Origin of the sequence: Kitasatospora sp. NPDC127067 (assembly GCF_042724755.1) — a bacterium.
In the GTDB taxonomy this organism is placed as follows: Bacteria; Actinomycetota; Actinomycetes; order Streptomycetales; family Streptomycetaceae; genus Kitasatospora; species Kitasatospora lactacystinica.
Window position 1 is genome coordinate 21,087 of sequence record NZ_JBHXEM010000078.1, and the last position, 19,614, is coordinate 40,700.

The following is a 19,614-nucleotide window of genomic DNA, read 5'->3' on the forward strand; positions in this document are numbered from 1 at the left end:
CCACGCGGGCCGCACCCGGCCCGCCCACGGAGAAACGGACACCACCATGACCACTGCGGCCATCCCCGACACCTGGCGTGGCATCACCCCGTCGCCGATCACCTCGACCGACGCCTACAACGGCTTCATCGCCGCCAACGTGATCTTCGCGCTGGACCGGATCGGCCTGCTGGAGACGATCGGGCGCGGCGAGCCGCTCTCGGCCGCCGAGGCCACCGCCCGGGCCGGCGACACCGCCCGCACCGAGGCCGTGCTGCGCGCCGCCGCCGACTACGGCTACCTCAAGGCCGACGGCGACGCCTACCTGCCCACCGAGGCGGGCCTGGAGATCGCCGCCGCGCGCGGCTACTTCACCTGGGCCGTCGGCGGCTACCACGACGTGTTCGGCCGCGCCGGCCACCTGAGCGCCGGCACCCACCGCTACGACCAGGACGTCTTCCGCGACGAGGCGATGGTCGCCCTCGGCTCCGCCCAGTGCGACCAGTCGCTGTTCGCCGCGCAGCTGACCGACGTGCTCAGCGGCATCGACTTCCGCACCATCGCCGACCTGGGCTCCGGCACCTCCGCCCGGGTGCGCCGCGTGGTCTCGCAGCGCGAGGGCACCCGGGGCCTGGGCATCGACATCAGCCGCCCGGCCACCGACATCGCCCGCCGCGACATCATCGAGGCCGGCATGCAGGACCGGGTCACCGCCGTCCGCGCGGACGTCCTGGGCCTGCTCGGCACCCAGATCGACAACGACGCCGAGGCCGCCGAGGTGGCCGAGGTCGACACCGTGATCAGCTTCTTCCTGCTGCACGACCTGCTGGCCGACCCGGCCACCCGCTCCTCGATCTTCACCCGGATGCGGGAGGCCTTCCCGAAGGCCCGCACCTTCGTCCTCGGCGACACCATGCTGCGCGACCCGGGCACCTCCGACGGCGCCCAGCCGGTCTTCTCGGTCGGCTTCGAGCTGGCGCACGCGATGATGGGCGTCCCGCTGCACACCAAGGCCACCTACGAGACCCTCTTCACCGACGCCGGCCTGCGGATCGACCGCGTCGAGGCGCTGGCCACCCCGCACTCCTGGCTCTACGTCCTCCAGGCCGACTGATGGCCGCCCCGTCGACCGCCAGACACCTGCTGGCACAGAACGAGCACCCGTACCCGCCGCTGCCGTCGGTGCTGGCCGCGCTGGCCGAGGCCAGTGCCGACCTGCACCGCTACCCGGACTTCCGGCCGGAGCGGATCGCCGGGATCGTCGCCGACTGGCAGGGCGTCCCGGCCGGCCAGGTCGTGGTCGGCCACGGCTCGGCGGGCGTGGCGCTGGACCTCTTCCACACGGTGGTCGAGCCCGGCGACAACGTGGTGCACTCGGATCCCTGCTTCGACGCGTACCCGCTGTTCTGCGAGATCGCCCGGGCCGAGGCCCGGCCGGTCCCGCTCGGCCCCGACGCCCGGCACGACCTGGCGGCGATGGCCGAGCGGATGGACGAGCGCACCCGGATCGTCGTGCTGTGCAACCCGCACAACCCGACCGGCACGGTCTACTCCTGGGCCGAGCTGACGGAGTTCTTCCGCCGGGTGCCGTCCACCGCGCTGATCCTGCTCGACGAGGCCTACGTCGACTTCGCCCGGGACTGGCAGGCCCCGGAGGTGCCGGCCCGGATCGCCGAGTGGCCGAACCTGGTGGTGCTGCGCACCCTGTCCAAGTCCCACGGCATCGCAGCGCTGCGGATCGGCTACGCGCTGGCGGAGGAGTCGGTGGCCCGGCGGGTGCGGGACCACCAGGTGCCGTACGCGGTGAACCGGCTCCAGGAGGCGGGCCTGCTCGCGGCCGTCGCCGCCGAGGACGAGATGGCGCGCCGGATCGCCGAGATCGCCGCGGAGCGGGAGCGCACCGAGGCCGAACTGCTGCGGCTCGGCTGGACGGTGGCGCCCAGCGTCACCAACTTCCTGTGGGTCGACGCCCCCGGCGACCAGCTCCCGCTGCGCGCGGAGCTGGAGCGCCTGGGCGTCGCCGTCCGGTACTACCCCGGCCGGGGCATCCGGGTCGCCATCGGCGAGAAGGACGCCAACGACGCGGTGATCGAGGGTTTCGCCGCCGTCGCACCGCTCGCCCCGGCCCACCCCGTCGCGCCCTGAACCGCCCGGCGCCCTGAGCACCTCGCGTGCGTCAGGGCGCACCCCGGGCACCGGGGCGCCGGCGGGCGCCCCGGCACCGGCGCACCACCGCACGGCCCTGTTCCACCGCACCACCGCACAGCCCCCGCACCACCCCGTTCCACCGCACACCCCCGCACACCCCGAAGCGCCGTCGGCGCAGCGAAGGAACCGCCATGCACCCGCTGTTGGCCCGCCCGGAGTTCCGGCGCTACCTCGCCGGGCAGACCCTGTCCGTCCTCGGTGACAGCGCCCTCTCCATCGCCCTCGGCATCTGGGCCAAGGTGCTGACCGGCAGCAACTCCGCCGCCGGTCTGGTGCTGTTCTGCTTCTCCGCGCCCCTGCTGCTGCTGCCGCTCGGCGGCCTGCTCGCCGACCGGGTCCGGCGCAAGCCGCTGCTGGTCGGGGTCAACCTGGCGGTGGCGGTGTCGCTGCTGCCGCTGCTGCTGGTCGACGGCCGGGACACGGTCTGGATCATCTACTGCACCGCCACGGTCTGCGGTCTGGCCGGGGCCGTCCTGGCCCCGGCGCAGAGCGCGCTGCTGCGCAGTATCCTGACGGAGCGTCAGGACTTCGGCGCGGCGGCCGGACTGACCCAGAGCGCCCGAGCCGGCACCACGCTGGTGGCACCGCTGCTCGGCTCCGGGCTCTACGGCTGGTTCGGCGGGCACGTGGTGGCCGTGGCCGACCTCGCCGTGCTGCTGCTGGCGGCACTGAGCTTCCTCACCCTGCGGGTGGCGGAGGTCAAGCCGGAGCCCTCGGGCCTGCGTTGGCGTACCGAGGTGCTGGCGGGCTTCGTCCACCTGCGCGGTTCGGTCGGGCTGCGGCCGCTGGTGGTGGCCACCGCCGGCGCCGGCTTCGTGCTGAGCCTGCTCCAGCCGGTGCTGTTCGCGCTGACCCAGCACGGGCTGCACCGCTCGCCGCAGTTCCTCGGCGTCCTGGAGACCACCGAGGCGGTCGGCGCGCTGGTCGGCTCGGTGGTCGGCGGCCTGCTGATCGGCCGGCTCGGACCGCGCCGGACGGTCATGGCGGGATCGGCGGTGTTCGGCCTCGGCATCGTCCTGCTGCTGGCCCCGTCGCTGTACGTGGTGTCGGCCGGCCTGGTGATCGCGGGCGCGGGCATCCCGGCCGCCCTGGTCGGGCTCGCCACCGCCGCCCAGGCGTCCACCCCGCCGCAGCTGATGGGGCGCGCCCAGGCGGCCGTCAACCTCTCGCTCACCGCACCGCAGGCGCTGGCCGTGGGCGTCGGCTCCGGTCTGGTGGCCGCCCTGGACTTCCGGGTGGTGCTGGGCGTGATGGTGGTCGGCGCGCTGCTCGCGGCCGCCCATCTGATCGGCAAGCCGGAGGCCCCGACGGAGCCGCCGGAGCCCGAGGACGCGTCCGAGGGCGACGGCCCGGCCGAGCCGGAGGACGCCAAGGACCTCCAGTCCACCTGACCGGCCCCGGCCGGCCCACCGGCCCGCCCGCCCGAACTCCGTACCACGTGAACGTCCGCACCACCCGAACGCCCGCACCGCCGAGCACGTCCGCCCGCCCGATCGCCCCTCAGCACCCTCCCGTTCCTCCTCACGAGAGAGCTCCTCAGATGACCGACCGTTCCTCGCCCGCCGTCACCCCGATCCCCGTCGAGTTGGACCACGTCGAGTTCTACGTGGCCGACCTGGGCGCCGAGACCGCCAAGCTGACCACGGAGTACGGTTTCGAGCTGCTCGTCCCGCCGACCGAGCGCGGCGACGGCGCCGAGCGCTGCCTGTCCGCGCTGGTCGGCCAGTCCGGCATCCGGCTGCTGATCACCCAGCCGCTGGCCGCCGGCCACCCCGCCACCGGCTACCTGGAGCGCCACGGCGACGGCGTGGGCGCCCTCGGCCTGCGGGTGCCGGACGCCACCGACGCGTTCCGCACGCTGACCGCCCGCGGCGCCGCCGCCCTGCGCGAGCCGCAGGCCGCGGACGGCTGCGTCACCGCGGTCGTCGACGCCTTCGGCGACGTGGTGCACACCCTGGTCGAGCGCGGCCCCGAGGTCCCCGCCGGCCGCATCCCCGGCCTGCCGGACCCGGCCGCACTGACCGGCGAGGGCGAGGTCGGCCTGCGCTCCGTCGACCACTTCGCGGTCCTGATCCCGTTCGGCGAGCTGCGCAAGACCGAGCACCGCTACCGCGAGGTCTTCGGCTTCCGGACGATCTTCGAGGAGCGGGTCGAGGTCGGCACGCTCGGCATGGACTCGGCCGTCGTGCAGAGCGCCGACCGCAGTGTCACCCTCACCCTGATCGAGCCGCTCACCGCGGACGCGGGCGGCCAGATCGCCTCCTTCCTGGCCGGCCACGGCGGCGCCGGGGTCCAGCACGTCGCCTTCGCCGCCGAGGACGCGGTGCACTCCGTCGCCACCATGGCCGAGCGCGGCGTGCCGTTCCTGCGCACCCCGCAGACCTACTACGACGCGCTGCCCGACCGTCTGACGCCGCTGCGGCACTCCTTCGAGCAGCTGCGCGAGCTGAACCTGCTGGTCGACCAGGACCACGACGGCCAGCTGTTCCAGATCTTCACCCGCTCCCAGCACCCGCGGAACACCTACTTCTTCGAGGTGATCGAGCGCATCCGGGCCCGCAACTTCGGCAGCAACAACATCCGCGCCCTCTACGAGGCCGTGGAGCTGCAGCGCAACGCCGGCGAAGTGGCCGGATGAGCGCGTCCGTCCGAAGCGTTCCACCGGCCGGCCCGGCCGCCGGGCGCCCGGTGCTGTCCGTCGCGGAGTACGCCGACCGGGCCCGGGCCGCGCTCGCGCCCGAGGTCTGGGAGTGGCTGGAGGGCGGCGCGGAACGCGAACTGACCCTCGCCGCCAACCGGGCCGCCTTCGACCGGGTGGGCCTGGTGCCCCGGGTGCTGACCGACGTCAGCACCCGGGACACCGCCGCCACCCTGGTGCGCAGCCGGGCGGCCCTGCCGGTGGCGGTGGCGCCCGTCGCCTACCACCGGCTGTTCCACCCGGAGGGCGAGCTGGCCTCGGCCCGCGCCTGCGCGGCCGCGGGCGTGCCGTTCACCGTCGGCACGCTCAGCAGCGTCGGCTTCGAGGAGCTGGCGGGGACCGGCGCCACGCTCTGGTTCCAGCTGTACTGGCTGCGCGACCGCGGCCGGCTGCTCGACCTGGTCAGGGCCGCCGAGGAGGCCGGCAGCGAGGCCCTGGTGGTCACCGCCGACGTCCCGTACATGGGCCGCCGGCTGCGCGACGCCAGGAACGCCTTCGCGCTGCCCGCCGACGTCCGCGCGGCGCTGCTGGAGGGCGGCGCGGCCGGGCGGGCGCACGAGTCCACCGCCGCCGTCTCGGCGGTGGCCGCGCACACCGCCGAACTGCTCTCCCCCGGCGTCACCTGGGCCGACCTCGAATGGCTGCGCGGGGAGACCGAACTGCCGCTGGTGGTCAAGGGCGTGCTCGACCCGGCCGACGCACGGCGGGCCGCCGGGATCGGCGCCGCGGCCGTGGTGGTCTCCAACCACGGCGGCCGCCAGCTCGACCGGGCCGTGCCCGCGGTGACGGTCCTGCCGGCCGTCGCCGAGGCGCTGGCCGGCGAGGACTGCCAGGTGCTGATGGACAGCGGGGTGCGCGGCGGCTCGGACGTCCTCACCGCGCTGGCCCTCGGCGCCTCCGGGGTCCTGCTCGGGCGCCCGCTGATCTGGGGCCTGGCCGCCGGCGGCGAGGCGGGCTGCACCGAGGTCCTCGACCTGCTCGCCGCCGAGCTGCGGCACGCGCTCGGCCTCGCGGGCTGCGCCGACCTGCGGGCCGCCGCCGAACTGCGCACCACCACCCTGCCCGGCACCACCTGGAGCACCCCGTGACCACCATCGCCGCACCGCACGACCTGCTGCTGGCGGGCCTGCACACCTCCCTCGCCGACCCGGCGATGACCTCGATGAACCTGCTCAACGAGATCTCCATCCGCTACCCGGAGGCGGTCTCCTTCGCGGCCGGGCGCCCGGCCGAGCAGTTCTTCGAGCTGGACGCCGTCCACCGCCACCTGGACCGCTACCTCGACCACCTGCGCACCGAGCGCGGGCTGAGCGAGGAGGCGGCCCGCCGCCAGGTGCTCCAGTACGGGCGGACCAAGGGGATCATCCACGACCTGATCGCCACCCACCTCGCGACGGACGAGGGCATCGAGGTGCCCGCCGAGTCGATCGTGGTGACGGTGGGCTGCCAGGAGGCGATGTTCCTGGTGCTGCGGGCGCTGCGCCGCGGCCCCGAGGACGTGGTGCTGGCCGTCTCCCCCACCTACGTGGGCCTGACCGGCGCGGCACTGCTCGCCGACCTGCCGGTGCGGGCGGTGGCCGACGGTCCGGACGGCGTGGACCTCGCCGACCTGCGCCGCCGGCTGGCCGCCGCCCGCGCCGAGGGCCTGCGTCCGCGGGCGCTGTACCTGGTGCCGGACGTGGCCAACCCGAGCGGGGCCAGCCTGCCGCTGGAGCTGCGCCGGGAGCTGCTGGCGCTGGCCGCCGAGGAGGACTTCCTGCTGCTGGAGGACAACCCGTACTGCGTCTTCGCCGGTGACGAGCGGCTGCCCTCGCTCAAGGCGCTGGACACCGAGCGGCGGGTGGTCCACCTCGGCTCCTTCGCCAAGACGGCGCTGCCCGGCGCCCGGGTCGGCTACGTGGTGGCAGACCAGCTGGTGGCGGACGGGCGGGGAGGCACCGAGCTGTTCGCCGACCTGCTCGGCATGATCAAGAGCATGACCACGGTGAACACCTCGCCGATCGCCCAGGCCGTGATCGGCGGCGCGCTGCTGGAGCACGGCCACAGCATGCGGGCCGCCAACACCGAGGTGGCCGCGCTCTACCGGCGCAACCTCTCGCTGGTGCTGGAGGGCCTGGCCGAGCGCTTCCCGCCCGGCAGCGGGGTGACCTGGAACGAGCCGCGCGGCGGGTTCTTCCTGGTGCTCACGGTGCCGTGCGTGGTGGACGACGCGCTGCTGGAGCGCTCGGCCTCGGAGTACGGGGTGATCTGGACCCCGATGTCGCACTTCTATCCGGGCGCGGGCGGGGAGCACCAGCTGCGGCTCTCCGTCAGCCAGGTCGACCCGGCCACCCTCGACCGGGGGCTGGACGGGCTGGCCGCGCTGCTCGCCGCGCAGTCCTGACCCACCCGGAGGGGTGCCCCGCCCGGGGCGCCCCTCCGGCGCGTCCGGCCCCGACGGCTCGTGCCGCGACCGACCCGGTACCTGATCCGTCGTCAATTTCCGGACGAATGAGTCCCACTGAAGCCATCCCAATGGCCCAGCCCCACTGCACGACCTCGGAGTTTCGGCTGTCGACCGGTCAGTTCCGGCCGGAACCCGACGGGTTGACCACATCGTTATTGAAAGACCTCTCGACGTCTGGGTATGGTCACGAACTGTCGTGATCAAGTCAGCCATGAGGGGACGATCATGGACGAGCCAAGGCAGCGCCCCGACACCGTGCAACCCGCGCAGGGCGGCGGCCGGGGGTGGTCGCTCGCCCCGGTCGCGATGCTGCGCCACGCGGGCTACCCGCTCTCGCTACTGGACCGCGTCGTCGACCGTCCGACCGCCCGGGCCGCCGACACCGTCCTCGCCCTGCGGGACGAAGCCGTCGAACTGGGGCGGGAGTTGAAGGCCGCCCTGCGCGCGGAGCAGGCCGGCACCCGGGGCGACCTCGCCTCCGGCGTCGGCATGCTCCGCCCCTTCCCGCCCGCCGACCTCGCCCGACTCGAAGCCGAACTCGGCCCCGCCGCCCTGGACTCGGCCAAGCGCTACCAGGACGCGGTGCAGGCCCTGGACGGCCACTGGAAGGCCTTCGAACAGGAGCACGGCGCCGCCCTCGCCCGGGCCCGCCGGACCGTCGTGGACCTGTTCCGCGAGCCCTCCCTCCAGCAGGTCCTGCTGCTGTCCAACGACGCCCGCTTCGAGGAGTTCACCACCTGGATCGCCGGCGGCGGCACCGGGTCGGACGGACACGTCAAACGGATGACCGACCTGCTCGCCATGTACCTCCAGCGGGTCACCACCAAGAACGAGACCCACTCGCACTTCGGCCCCCTCGCCGTCGCCCGGGCGGCCCCCGAGGGCACCGCCGCCACCGGCATCACCTGGTCCACCGGCCCGCTGCGCCGGATCGCCCTGCTCAGCCACTGGGCGGGCGAGGCGATGGCCGAGGTCTTCAGCGCCCGGCCGGAGGCCTTCGAGACGGTGCGCCCCCGACGGCGCCCGCTCGCCTTCGCCGAGGGCCCCCTGGTCCGGCTGTACGCGTTCGAGTCCACCACCGGCATGCCGGACGGCTGGCGCTTCGTCGCGGTGAAGTCCGACACCTTCGACACCCACCGCTCCTGGCTCTGGGAGCACTGCGACGGGGAACGCACGGTGGCGCGGCTGCGCGCCGCCTGGGCCGAACGCCCGGACCGCCCGGCCGACCTCGACTTCGACCACGTGCTCGCCGAACTCGTCGACCAGGACTGGCTGATCGGACGCTGGGAGATCCCGATCGGGTCCACCGACGTGCTGCGCTCGCTCGCCGGGCACCTCGCCGAAGACTCCCCCGACCTCGCCGTGGTGCGCCGCTTCGAAGACGGGCTGCGCCGCTTCGCCGAGGGCCCGACGGTGCGGCGCGCGGCCCTGCTCGGCGAGCTCAAGGAGGCCTTCGAGGAGGTCACCGGGTCGGCGGCCAACCGCTCCGAGGGCCGGCACTACGCCGACCGGAGCATCCTCTACGAGGAGGCGTACAGCCCGGTCGAGGACGTCGTCCTCGGCCCGGACGTCACCGGGCTGATCGGCCGCGAGCTGTCCGCGGTCTACGACCTGACCCTGCTCGTCCCCCGGCTGCGGATCCGCCGCGAACTGGAGGTCCTGCGGCACTGGACGGCACGGCGCTTCGGCCTCGGCACGCCCGTACCGCTGCCGGACTTCTACGCCGCCTTCTTCGCCGACAAGCCGCGCCTCGCCGCGCAGTGCGAGGAGGTGGACCGGGAGATCGAGGCGCTCGACCGCGAGGTCGTCGCCCTGCTGCTGGACGGCGCCGAGGACGGCCGTCCCGAGAGCGTCGTCGACCGGGCCCGGCTGGAGGAGCTCCTCTCCCGCCACCCGGACACCCCGCCCGCGCTGTGCAACCCGGACGTGATGCTCGCCGCGCCGGACGCCGCCGCGATCGCGCGCGGCGACTTCCTCGCCGTCGTCGGCGACTGCCACGCCGTGCGCGAGGCGCTCACCCACTCCAGCTTCGCCCCGATGCTCCAGGCCGAGGCGCCGGAGCTGCTGGACGAGATCCACACCCGGTACCGGGAACTGCTCGACGAGGACGAGGTGCTGGTCGACCTCTCCCGCTCGCACCCCGACAAGACCGGTGCCCAACTCACCTACCCCTGCCCGGACCTGGAGGTGTACGGGCTCTCCCCGAAGGCCCGCGGCGACGTCCTGCGGCCCGACCGGCTGTACCTGGTGGCCACCGCCGACCGGATGGAGCTGCGCGCCCACGGCCTGGCGGGCCGGCTGAAGCTGCTCGCCCCGCTGGCCGGCGGCCCCAGCATCCGCCAGGACCCGCTCTCCCCGTTCGCCTTCCCCCGGCACTTCGGCGGGGTCGGCATCCGCGACCGGGACCGCGACCACGTGCCCCGCATCCGCTGCGGCCGGATCGTGCTGCACCGGGAACGCTGGCGCATCCCCGCCGAGGCGCTGCGCGGCTGGAGCCCCGGCGTCCACCGGTCCAAGGGCGACGCCCCCGAGTTCGCCGCCGCCCGCAGGCTCCGCCGCGACCTCGGCCTGCCGCGCCACGGCTTCCTGAAGATCCCCGGCGAGCCGAAACCGGTCTACGTCGACTGGGAGTCCCCCCTCATCGTCCGGCAGGTCCTCCGGCTCGCCCGGAGGACGGCCGCCCCCCTGGAGTTCAGCGAAATGCTCCCCGCCCCGGAGCACCTCTGGCTCGACATCGACGGAGAACGTCACACCAGCGAGCTGCGTTGTGCGGTCTTCTCGCGCCGGTCCCACTGAGTGCTCCACGTCGAGGACCCACGCCCTCACCGACCGAAGGCACCGCTCATGACCAAGAGCTGCATCGTCCAGTTGCCCTTCCCCTCCAGCCACGACCCCGACCCGAACCTGTCGCGCTACTACGACGACTACGACCGGCGCTTCCGGGCCCTGCTGCCCGAGTACTTCATCCCGACCGACGGCCTGTGGGAGATGCCGCTGTGGGTCGCCCACCTGACCGCCCTGCTGAACACCGCGGGGCTCGACTCCGTCTTCCGCGACCTGTCCAGGACCCCGGCCGAGCCGGAGGACTGCGCCGAACCGCTGCTGGACGCGACCGCCCCCGGTGACCTGGTCCTGATGTCCCCGCTCGCCCAGAACCTCCGCCTCGCCCTGGAGGTGGCCAAGCGGCTGGAGCACGCCGGCCGGCGCGTCGTCCTCGGCGGGAACATGGCCCCGCTCGCCCCGGACGGCGCCGTGCACGCCGTGCACCGCGGCCAGCTCGACGCCGGCTTCGTGCGCCGCCTCGTCGAACTCGCCTCCGGCTCCGGCGGCAGCCTGGAGAAGCCCCTGCTGCCCGGCCTGGTCTCCGACCGGATCACCTGGGCGCCGGACTACCGCCACCTCGGCGGCTACCACGGCCGGGTGCCGCTGCTGCGGCTCAACGCCAGCCACGGCTGCCTGTACCAGTGCTCGTTCTGCGGCGACGCCTGGAGCAAGCAGCTCACCCTGGTCGCCAAGGACGCGCTCGCCCAGGAAGTGGACGAGCTGACCACCCGGTTCCCCGACACCCGGCTCTTCTACATCGGCGACAAGACCTTCGGCCAGTCCCGCGAGGCCGTCGGCAACCTGCTGGACGTCTTCCGCGACCGCCCCGGCTACCGCTTCATCGTGCAGACCCACGTGATGCAGGTGAAGGAGTGGATCGTCGAGGCCATGCTCGAACTCGGCGTCGTCGCCGTGGAGCTCGGCTTCGAGTCGGCCGACTCGCAGATGCTGAAGCGGCTCAACAAGCTCTCCCGCGGCCTGGACGACTACACTTCGAAGATCCGTCAACTCAGCGACGCCGGGCTGAAGATCGTCCTCAACATGATGGGCGGCCTCGACGAGGAGACGGAGGCCGCGCACGGCCAGACCGTCGCCTGGATGCGGGAGAACGAATCGGCGCTGTGGCTCTTCAACCTGTACAACTTCGTGCCGTACCCGCTCACCCCGGACTTCCCCAGGCTGCGCGAGCGCATCTTCAACTGGGACTTCGCCGACTGGCGGGAGGACGCCCCGGTCGTCTACCGGCCCCGGCACCTGTCCCCCGAGGCCAGCTGGGACCTGTTCCAGGAGAAGATCGCCGCCGCGCACGACGTCATCCGAACCCCGCTGCCCGTCGCCGCGCCCACCCCGCCCGCCGCGCCCACCGCACCCACGGCGCCCGGCGTGCCCGCCGCGTCCGCCGTGCAGGAGGACTGACATGACCGAGCTCCCCGACTTCGAAGCGCTCCGGAACAGCGTCAAGCCCGAGGACTTCGAGCAGGACCCGCTGCCGGGCTGGGCCGGCGTCGGCACCCTGTTCGGCGCCCCCACCACCACCGCCGACCAGGTGGACGTCGGCGAGACGGGCTGGGTGGTGTCCGGCGTGCCCTTCGACGCCACCGCCAGCTCCCGCCCGGGCGCCGCGGAGGGGCCGCGGGCGATCCGCCAGGCCAGCCTGGTCTTCTCCAGCTACCTCACCAGCCTCGGCCAGTGGCGGATGCTGGACACCCGCACCGGGCAGACCTTCCGCTACCACGCGCCCAGCGTCGCGGACGCCGGAGACCTGCACATCTACCCGACCGACACGGTGAAGACCTTCCAGGCCGTCGCCGCCGAGAGCCGCCGCCTGAGCTGCAACGCCCCGCGCCTGATCTTCCTCAACGGCGACCACTCCTGCACCTTCCCCACCTTCGCCGGCTTCCGCGCCGGCCGGCTCGACCGCGGCGCCGGCCGGGTGGGGTTCATCAACATCGACCACCACTTCGACTTCGGCAACTGGAGCACCCTGCACGGTCCGCTGTACCACGGCTCCAACTCCCGCCGGATCAGCGAGATCCCGCAGATGCGCCCGGAGGACATCGCCTTCGTCGGCGTCGGGGACGTCACCAAGTACGACCAGTTCCGCGGCCTGCTCGACAGCGGCTTCCACGTCGTACCCGGCTCCTCCATCACCCGGGACGGCGCCGCCGCGGCCCTGCGCCCGGTGATCGAGGACCTCGGCTCGCGCTGCGACACCGTCTACGTCTCCCTCGACATCGACGTGCTCGACAGCGCCGCGGCGACCGGCACCGGACACGTCACCATGGGCGGCATCGGCATCGGCGACCTCCTCGACGTCTACGAGGAGCTGCGGGCGCTGCCCGTCGGCGCCGTCGACATCGCCGAGATCGCGCCCCGCTACGACCCGTCCGGCGGCACCGCCCAGATCGCCGCCCGACTGCTCTTCGAGTTCCTGTTCCGCACCGACGTGGCCCCGGCCGAACTCGCGCCCTGGGCCCCCGGCACCCCCTCCGCACCCCAGGAGCACCGGTGAGATTCACCCCCCACGAAGCGCGGTTCGACTGCACCCCGCTGCTCTCCGACGCCCCCGCCGAGCGCGAGCGGGCACTGGACGCCCTCGCCGCCGAGGCCGTCGAGGTCATCCACCGGACCGGCTGGGCGGTCTTCCGGATCGGCCGGCTGCGGCTCGGGGTCGAGGACAGCCGCCGGCTGTCCACCTCCATCGTCGAACGCGTCCGCACCACGCTGATCGCCCGCGGCGCCCCCGCGCGGATGCGGCTGGAGGTCGACCGGGCGCAGCAGACCTACGTGCCCGAGGGCTGCGCCACCCGGACCCTGCTGCCCCACCACGACGGCCAGCACTGCTCGTACCTGACGCCCAGCCTCCAGGACGCCCCCGACTGGGACCCGGCCCGGCGCACCTACGGCGACTCCGGGTACACCACCACCCCCGCGCACAAGATGTACCAGGGCATCTTCCTGCCCGAGGTCGGCGAGGGGCTGAGCGTCACCACGTACTACGACTGGCTCGGCGTGATCGACGAGGTGCTGGAGCGGCGCGGCATCGACCGGGGGCCGGACGCCGCGGCCACCGCGGCGCGCTGGCTCGGCGACAACCTGGCCCGCGGCCTGGAGCGCCAGCCGGAGCACGGCTGCGCCTACCCCTCGGTGGGCGCCATGCTCGGACTGGAGGAGCCGCTCTGGCACGGCCTGTCCTTCCACCACGGCGAGGCCGTGCTGACCAAGGAGGAGCGCCGGCGCTTCCCCGCCGCCGTGCCGCTGGCCCACGGCTGTCCGTGCGGCGAGTGCCGGGGCGAGGCGGCCCGGCTCTTCTGCCACCAGGTGCTCATGGCCACCGGCCTGACCTGGGCGCGGTTCCGCCGCCGCTGGGAGGTGCTCGCCCCGGGCGAGCACTGCGACCTGCTGCTCGGCCACAACCTGACCATGCTGCACGGCGGCCTGGCCGGCGGCGCGGGGCGGATCATCGAGCCGCTCTGCCTGGTCGTGGACGACCCGTCCGGCCCCGAGTACGAGCGCTGGCTGGCCGCCTCCTGGCGGCGCACCCTGCCCGGAGCCCGCTGATGCGGGGGGCCTGCTGATGCGGACCCAGCCGATGCGGGGGGCCTGCTGATGCGGGGCGCGCCCGCCACCCTGGCCACCCCGGTCGACCTGCACCTGCACACCCGGCACTCGGACGGCGACGAGGCGCCGGCCGAACTGGCCCGGCGGTGCGTCGAGGCCGGCCTGCGGGTGGCCGCCGTGACGGACCACAACACCCTCGCGGGCGTCGCCGCCTTCGAGCGGGCCGCCGGCGGGCGCCTCACCGTGGTACCGGCCTGCGAGATCACCACCAGCTGGCGCGGCGAGGAGACCCACTGCCTGGCCTACTTCGTCGACCCCGGCGACGAACCGTTCCGGCAGCGGATCGGGCGCGTCCACGACGCCGAACTGGCCTGGTGGCGCACCTGGACCGACCGGGCGCAGGCCCTCGGGGTGCCGCTCGCCCGGGCCGACGTCGAGCGGCGCCTCGGCGGCGACCGGGTCGCCTACGTCAACGACTACCTGGCCCTGCTGCTGGAGGCCGCCGAGGACGACCCCCGGTTCGCCCCGTACCGCGAGGGCGACGACCGCTTCGCCCGCCTCGTCGCCGACTGGTGCCGGCCCGGCCGGCCGCTGCACGTCGAACACCCGGTCAACCCCGACCTGGTGGAGGTGCTGTCCTGGATCGAGCAGGCGGGCGGGGTCGCCGTCCTCGCCCACCCCGGCCCGCTCACCACCGGCCTGGACGCCCCGCAGTGCGCGGCGCTGCTGGAACCGCTGCGCGCGGCCGGCCTGGCCGGGCTGGAGGTGTGGACCAGCTGGCACACCCCGGCCGACAGCGCCCGGCTCGCCGCGGCGGCCGGGCGGCTCGGCCTGGTCGCCACCGCCGGGTCCGACTACCACGGGGTGCGGGTCAAGCCCTGGGCGACCGGCCCCGGCCTGCTGCCCGCGCTCCCCACCGACCCGCTCGCCGTCCTGGACGCCCTGCACGACCGGCGCCCTCCCGTCCACTCGAGTCCCCAGGTGAGGCTGTGACCACCGTCAACGACCCCCGGACCACCACCACCGAGCCCGGTGCGCGCGTCGCCTGGCAGCTCGCGCCGGTCGTCGTGCTCCGCCAGGCCGGCTTCCCGATGGAACTGCTCGCCCCCCTGGCGGACCCGGCCGCCGCCGAGGAGGCCCGCGAACTCGTCGCCCACGGGCAGCGGTTGAAGGCGCTGGCCGAGGAGTTCAAGGCCGCCCTGCGCCGGCACCCGGTGCCCGGCGCCGCCCGGCTCTCCTCCCCGGCCGGCTTCCTGCTGCCCGTCCCCGAGCCCGCGCTCGCCGCCGCGGCCGCCGCCGTACCCGCCGAGGCGGCCGCCACCCTGCGCGGCTACCAGGACGCCGCCCGGCACTTCGCCGAGGAGCAGACCCGCTTCGCCGCCCGGCACCAGGACCGCCTCGACCGGGCCGGGGCCGCCGTGGTCGAGGCCTTCGGCGACGAACGCCTGCGGCAGGTCCTGCTGCTCTCCAACGACTCCGCCTACCCCACCTTCGCCGCCTGGCTCGACGGCCACGACGGCACGACCGGCCGGCGCACCCGCAAGATGACCGACCTGCTCACCATGTACCTCCAACGGGTCACCACCAAGAACGAGACCCACTCGCACTTCGGCCCCTTCACCCCCGGCCGCCTCGGCACCGCCCCCGGCATCACCTGGACCGGCGAGCGGGAGCTGGAACGGCACGCGCTGTTCAGCCACTGGGCCGCCGAGAAGCTCGCCCAGAGCGCCGCCGCCGTCCCCGGCCTGCTCGACCACGCCCGGCCCCGGCGCCGCCCGCTGTCCTTCCTGCGCGACGGCCGGATCGACCTGTACGCCTTCACCACCCGCGACGGCCTGGACACCGACTGGGACTTCCAGCACCTCGGCGGGCGGCCGGTGGAACCGTACGAGGCCTGGCTGTGGCAGCACTGCGACGGCGAACGCACCCTGCGCGAACTGCGGCAGGCCTGGCAGGACGAGCTGCCCGGCCCCGTCCCCTTCGACACGGCCCTCGCCGAACTCGCCGACCGCGAATGGGTGGTCGTCGAGTTCGAGATCCCGATCGGCGACCACCGGCCGCTGGCCGCCCTGCGCGAGCAGCTGCTCGCCGCCCCCGCCGAACCGGCCGCCCCGCTGCTCGCCGCGATCGACGGCTTCGAGGCGGACCTGACCCGCTTCGCCCGGCTGCCGCTGCCCGACCGCGCGGCCGCGCTCGCCGCCGGCAAGGCCCGGTTCGAGCAGCTGACCGGCGGCCCCGCCAACCGCAACAGCGGCCTGCACTACGCCGACCGCAGCATCCTGTTCGAGGAGGCCCGCGGCCGGCCCGCCGACCTGACCGTCGGCCCGGACCTCGCCCGCTTCATCACCGACGAGCTGTCCATCGTGTACGAGACCGTGCTGGCCGGCCCGCGCCTGCGGATGCGGCGCGAACTGGTCATCCTCACCCGGTGGGTGGCCGAGCGCTTCGGCCCCGGGGTGGAGATCCCGCTGGACGTGCTCTACGCCGAGTTCTTCCGCGACCGGGACGCCATCGCCCGCGAGTGCCTCGCCGTCGAGGCCGAACTCGCCGAACTGGACCGGGCGATCGGCGCCGCCCTGCTCGGCGGGGCCGCGACCGACCCGGACCGCTCCGAGGTCGTGGTGGACCGGGACCGGATGGCGGCCGTCCTCGCCGGCCGGCCCAGCAGCCCGCCGGCCGTCTGCGACCCGGACGTCCTGTTCGCCGCCGCGAGCCGGGAGGACCTGGCCGAGGGCCGGTTCACCGCCGTCATCGGCGACTGCCACGCGGTGCGGGAGGTCATCACCCACACCAGCTTCGGCCCGCTGATCCAGGAGCACACCCCCGAACTGCTCTCCGAGGTGTACCGCGGCTACCAGTCCCTGCTCGCGGACGACGAGGTCCTCGCCAACCTGTCCCGCGGCCACCCCGACAAGTCCTCCACCCAACTCGTCTACCCCTGCCACGACCTGGAGGTCTACGGCCGCTCCGCGCAGACCCGCGACCGGGTCCTGCAGCCCTCCCAGCTGTACCTGGTGCTGCGCGGCGACCGGCTGGAACTGCGCGCCCGCGGCGTCGAGGGCCGGCTGCGGCTGATGGCGCCCCCGGCCGGCGGCCCGAGCATCCGGCAGGACCCGCTCTCCCCGTTCGCCTTCCCCCGCCACTTCGGCGGCGCCGGACTGAACGCCCCCCACCTCGCGCACATCCCGCGCATCCGCTGCGGCCGCGTCGTACTGCAGCGCGAGACCTGGCGCATCCCCGCCGAGCGGCTGCGCGACACCACCGCCCTCGGCCGGCCGACCGGCCGGGACGACGCCGCCCGGTTCGTCGCCGCCTGCCGGCTGCGCGCCGAACACCGGCTGCCCCGGCACGTCTTCGTCAAGGTCCCCGGCGAACCGAAGCCGGTCTACGTCGACTGGGAGTCCCCCCTGCTGGTACGGCAGTTGGGCCGGCTGGCCGCCAGGGCCGAAGGCACCCTGGAGATCTCCGAGATGCTGCCCGCCCCCGACCAGCGCTGGCTGGAGGTGGACGGCCACCGGTACACCAGCGAACTGCGCTGCGCCGTCTTCTCGGCGGGGGACGGCGCCGGCGCCTGGGACAGCGCGCCCGCCGGGCCGGAATCCCTTCCGGAGCCGCGCGGGTGAGCACCGACACCGCCGTCCGTCCCGCCTCCGGCTACCACCGGGTCATCGGCGCCGCGGCCTCCTCCGCGATCGGCGACGGCATGCGCTTCGCCGCGCTGCCGCTGCTGTCCACCGCGGTGCTGCACGACGCCTTCCAGGTGTCCGCCGTCACCGCCGCGACCACGCTGCCCTGGCTGCTGTTCGCCCTGCCCGCCGGGGCCTACGCCGACCGCTTCGAACGCCGCCTGCTGATGGTCCTCGCCGACCTGCTGCGCGCGGCGGTGCTGGTCCTCGCCGTCGTGCTGCTCGCCGCCGACCGGCTGACCTTCTGGCCCCTGCTCACCGCCGCCTTCCTGCTGGGCGTCGGCGAAGTGCTGTTCGACTGCGCGTCCTTCGCCCTGCTGCCGAGCGTCGTGCCCGAGGAACGCCTGGAGTCGGCGAACGGCCGGCTCTTCGCCGTCCAGACGATCGGCCGCGACCTGCTCGGGCAGGTCGTCGGCGGCGTGCTGTTCACCGTGGGCCGGGCCGTTCCGCTGCTGATCGACGCGGTCTCCTTCCTGGTCTCCGCGGTGCTGCTGCGCGGCATCCGCGGACCCGCCCCGGACCCAGAATCCGAACCCGAACCCGGATCGCTTGCGGAAAAGCCCCGCCCCCGCCTGCTGGCGGACATCCGCGAGGGCGTCGCCTTCGTCCTGCGCGATCCACTGCTGCGCGCCCTGACCGTCTCCGCCGGTGTCATCAACGCCGTCTACCTGGGCCAGATCGCCGTCTTCGTCATCCTGGTGCACGACGTGCTGGGGCTTCCGGACTCCGCGTACGGGGCGCTGCTGGCCGCCGGGGCGGTCGGCGGCGTGATCGGCAGCACGGTCGCGAGCCGGCTGTCCACGGCGGTCGGCCGGGTCCCCGCGCTGGTCGGCGGCCTGGCCACGATGGGCCTCGCCGGCCTGGCGGTGGGGGCGACCGACCGGGTGTGGGTGGTGTCCGCCGCCTACTGCGCCACCGGCTTCGCCCTGATGGTCTGGAACGTCGTCGCCGTCTCGCTGCGCCAGACGATCATCCCGGACCGGATGCTCGGCCGGGCCACCGGCGTCTACCGGCTCTTCGCCTGGGGCACGATGCCCCTCGGCGCGCTGGTCTTCGGCCGGGTGAGCGCCTCCGCCGGGCCGCGCGCCGCCTTCGCCCTCGGCGGCGCGATCACCCTGCTGACCTGCCTGCCGATCGCCTACGCCCTGCTGAAGGACAGCAGGGTGACCGACCGTCGCAAGACTCCCGAGGATGCGCAATGAGCGAGCGTTTCGCCGTACTGGACCGACTGGCCGAACAGTGGGGCCTGAGCGGCCTCGAACTCGTCGGCAAGGGACTGGAGTTCACCGTCTTCCGGGCCCGGGGCCGGGACGGCGCGCCGGTCGCCGTACGGCTCGCGCACCGGCGGTTCGACTCCAACGCCAACGACCCGTACGTCGACACCCGCGCCCTGCTCGTCCAGGAGCATGCCATCGCCCGGCACCTCGCCGAGCACGGCCTGCCCGTCGCCCGGGCCCGGGAACTGGTCCTCGCCGACGACCCGAACTCCCCCGACGTGCTGCTCTCCGACTACGTCGACGACGACGGCTCCCCGCTCGACTCCCACGCCCTCGGGCAACTCCTTGCCCGGCTGCACCAGGTGGCGCCGCCGCGGCTGCACCCCGTCGCCGCCGAGGGCGGCAGCACGGTCGACGTCCTCACCACCCGGATAGGCCGCCGCTGGGCCGAACTCGCCCGCCACGTCGACGACCTGCCCGAGCCCCCGGCCGCCGACCTCCTGGCCCGTCACCTCTCCTCCCTCACCGGGACCAGCCTGCTCCACCTCGACGTCCGCAGCTCCAACATCCGCCGCAGCCGGGGCCGCACCACCGCCCTCCTCGACTGGTCGAACGCCCTGCTCGGCACCCCCGCCCTGGAGTTCGGCCGCCTCGCCGAGTACGCCCGCTACCCGGAGAACGACCTCGACCTGGCCGCCCTGCGCGCCGGCTACGCCACCGTCGCCCCCGTCCCCGACGAGGACGACCCCTGCCTCCTCGCCTGCCGCCTGGACGCCGCCCTGATGCTCGCCCTGGTCTTCCTCTCCGAAGCCCCCGACCCCACCCGCGGCCCCACCGCCGCCACCCACGCCCGCGACCTGGCCCTGCGCCTCACCGCCCTGTAGCGGCCGAACGGGGCCCCGAACACCCGGATCACCCGCTCGCACCCGCCTGTCGGGGTCGTCCACGACCACAGCCGCAGTAACGCCGAGAGGTCCTCGCCGACATGTGTCGGCG

Annotated in this window: 14 protein-coding genes; all 14 read left to right on the forward strand. The window is 74.4% G+C overall.

The window, feature by feature from the left end:
• Positions 1-46 precede the first annotated feature (46 nt).
• The 14 genes from ACFWJ4_RS27045 to ACFWJ4_RS27110 all read left to right on the forward strand — a co-directional run bounded on the left by ACFWJ4_RS27045 (position 47) and on the right by ACFWJ4_RS27110 (position 19,502).
• Positions 47-1,093: a class I SAM-dependent methyltransferase gene (locus ACFWJ4_RS27045; protein WP_359909568.1), complete on the forward strand. Its 1,047-nt coding sequence runs from the start codon at positions 47-49 to the stop codon at positions 1,091-1,093.
• Positions 1,093-2,124 (forward strand): aminotransferase class I/II-fold pyridoxal phosphate-dependent enzyme, encoded by a 1,032-nt coding sequence (locus ACFWJ4_RS27050; protein ID WP_359909565.1) that lies wholly within the window; start codon positions 1,093-1,095, stop codon positions 2,122-2,124. The genes ACFWJ4_RS27045 and ACFWJ4_RS27050 overlap by 1 nt, the downstream gene beginning before the upstream one ends.
• Positions 2,125-2,318: 194 nt before the next feature.
• A complete protein-coding gene (locus ACFWJ4_RS27055; RefSeq protein WP_380548023.1) occupies positions 2,319-3,578 on the forward strand; it encodes an MFS transporter in 1,260 nt (419 codons plus the stop codon).
• A gap of 149 nt (positions 3,579-3,727) precedes the next feature.
• Positions 3,728-4,825: a 4-hydroxyphenylpyruvate dioxygenase gene (gene hppD / locus ACFWJ4_RS27060; protein WP_380548026.1), complete on the forward strand. Its 1,098-nt coding sequence runs from the start codon at positions 3,728-3,730 to the stop codon at positions 4,823-4,825.
• Positions 4,822-5,973, forward strand: a complete 1,152-nt coding sequence (locus ACFWJ4_RS27065; protein ID WP_380548029.1) for an alpha-hydroxy acid oxidase — start codon at positions 4,822-4,824, stop codon at positions 5,971-5,973. The genes hppD and ACFWJ4_RS27065 overlap by 4 nt, the downstream gene beginning before the upstream one ends.
• Before the next feature lie 65 nt (positions 5,974-6,038).
• Positions 6,039-7,268, forward strand: a complete 1,230-nt coding sequence (locus ACFWJ4_RS27070) for an aminotransferase class I/II-fold pyridoxal phosphate-dependent enzyme (RefSeq protein WP_380548054.1) — start codon at positions 6,039-6,041, stop codon at positions 7,266-7,268.
• A gap of 288 nt (positions 7,269-7,556) precedes the next feature.
• On the forward strand, positions 7,557-10,127 hold the full coding sequence (locus ACFWJ4_RS27075) for a lantibiotic dehydratase (RefSeq protein WP_380548032.1): 2,571 nt from the start codon (positions 7,557-7,559) through the stop codon (positions 10,125-10,127).
• 48 nt (positions 10,128-10,175) lie between these two features.
• A complete protein-coding gene (locus tag ACFWJ4_RS27080) occupies positions 10,176-11,570 on the forward strand; it encodes a B12-binding domain-containing radical SAM protein (protein WP_380548035.1) in 1,395 nt (464 codons plus the stop codon).
• A gap of 1 nt (position 11,571) precedes the next feature.
• The gene (locus ACFWJ4_RS27085) at positions 11,572-12,666 is read left to right on the forward strand and encodes an arginase family protein (protein ID WP_380548038.1); all 1,095 of its coding nucleotides are present in this window, start codon (positions 11,572-11,574) and stop codon (positions 12,664-12,666) included.
• Positions 12,663-13,715: a hypothetical protein gene (locus tag ACFWJ4_RS27090; RefSeq protein WP_380548041.1), complete on the forward strand. Its 1,053-nt coding sequence runs from the start codon at positions 12,663-12,665 to the stop codon at positions 13,713-13,715. The genes ACFWJ4_RS27085 and ACFWJ4_RS27090 overlap by 4 nt, the downstream gene beginning before the upstream one ends.
• Positions 13,716-13,763: 48 nt before the next feature.
• A complete protein-coding gene (locus ACFWJ4_RS27095; protein ID WP_380548044.1) occupies positions 13,764-14,708 on the forward strand; it encodes a PHP domain-containing protein in 945 nt (314 codons plus the stop codon).
• The gene (locus tag ACFWJ4_RS27100; protein WP_380548046.1) at positions 14,705-17,338 is read left to right on the forward strand and encodes a lantibiotic dehydratase; all 2,634 of its coding nucleotides are present in this window, start codon (positions 14,705-14,707) and stop codon (positions 17,336-17,338) included. The genes ACFWJ4_RS27095 and ACFWJ4_RS27100 overlap by 4 nt, the downstream gene beginning before the upstream one ends.
• The gene (locus ACFWJ4_RS27105) at positions 17,335-18,603 is read left to right on the forward strand and encodes an MFS transporter (protein WP_380548049.1); all 1,269 of its coding nucleotides are present in this window, start codon (positions 17,335-17,337) and stop codon (positions 18,601-18,603) included. The genes ACFWJ4_RS27100 and ACFWJ4_RS27105 overlap by 4 nt, the downstream gene beginning before the upstream one ends.
• Positions 18,600-19,502, forward strand: coding sequence for a phosphotransferase family protein (locus ACFWJ4_RS27110; protein WP_380548051.1), 903 nt, complete (start codon positions 18,600-18,602; stop codon positions 19,500-19,502). The genes ACFWJ4_RS27105 and ACFWJ4_RS27110 overlap by 4 nt, the downstream gene beginning before the upstream one ends.
• Positions 19,503-19,614: the final 112 nt, after the last annotated feature.

What these genes read in the sequence shown, in the direction of transcription:
- ACFWJ4_RS27045 (WP_359909568.1), top strand. Translation starts at nt 47, where the DNA reads ATGACCACTGCGGCCATCCCCGACACCTGGCGTGGCATCACCCCGTCG.
- ACFWJ4_RS27050 (WP_359909565.1), top strand. Translation starts at nt 1,093, where the DNA reads ATGGCCGCCCCGTCGACCGCCAGACACCTGCTGGCACAGAACGAGCAC.
- ACFWJ4_RS27055 (WP_380548023.1), top strand. Translation starts at nt 2,319, where the DNA reads ATGCACCCGCTGTTGGCCCGCCCGGAGTTCCGGCGCTACCTCGCCGGG.
- hppD (WP_380548026.1), top strand. Translation starts at nt 3,728, where the DNA reads ATGACCGACCGTTCCTCGCCCGCCGTCACCCCGATCCCCGTCGAGTTG.
- ACFWJ4_RS27065 (WP_380548029.1), top strand. Translation starts at nt 4,822, where the DNA reads ATGAGCGCGTCCGTCCGAAGCGTTCCACCGGCCGGCCCGGCCGCCGGG.
- ACFWJ4_RS27070 (WP_380548054.1), top strand. Translation starts at nt 6,039, where the DNA reads ATGACCTCGATGAACCTGCTCAACGAGATCTCCATCCGCTACCCGGAG.
- ACFWJ4_RS27075 (WP_380548032.1), top strand. Translation starts at nt 7,557, where the DNA reads ATGGACGAGCCAAGGCAGCGCCCCGACACCGTGCAACCCGCGCAGGGC.
- ACFWJ4_RS27080 (WP_380548035.1), top strand. Translation starts at nt 10,176, where the DNA reads ATGACCAAGAGCTGCATCGTCCAGTTGCCCTTCCCCTCCAGCCACGAC.
- ACFWJ4_RS27085 (WP_380548038.1), top strand. Translation starts at nt 11,572, where the DNA reads ATGACCGAGCTCCCCGACTTCGAAGCGCTCCGGAACAGCGTCAAGCCC.
- ACFWJ4_RS27095 (WP_380548044.1), top strand. Translation starts at nt 13,764, where the DNA reads ATGCGGGGCGCGCCCGCCACCCTGGCCACCCCGGTCGACCTGCACCTG.
- ACFWJ4_RS27110 (WP_380548051.1), top strand. Translation starts at nt 18,600, where the DNA reads ATGAGCGAGCGTTTCGCCGTACTGGACCGACTGGCCGAACAGTGGGGC.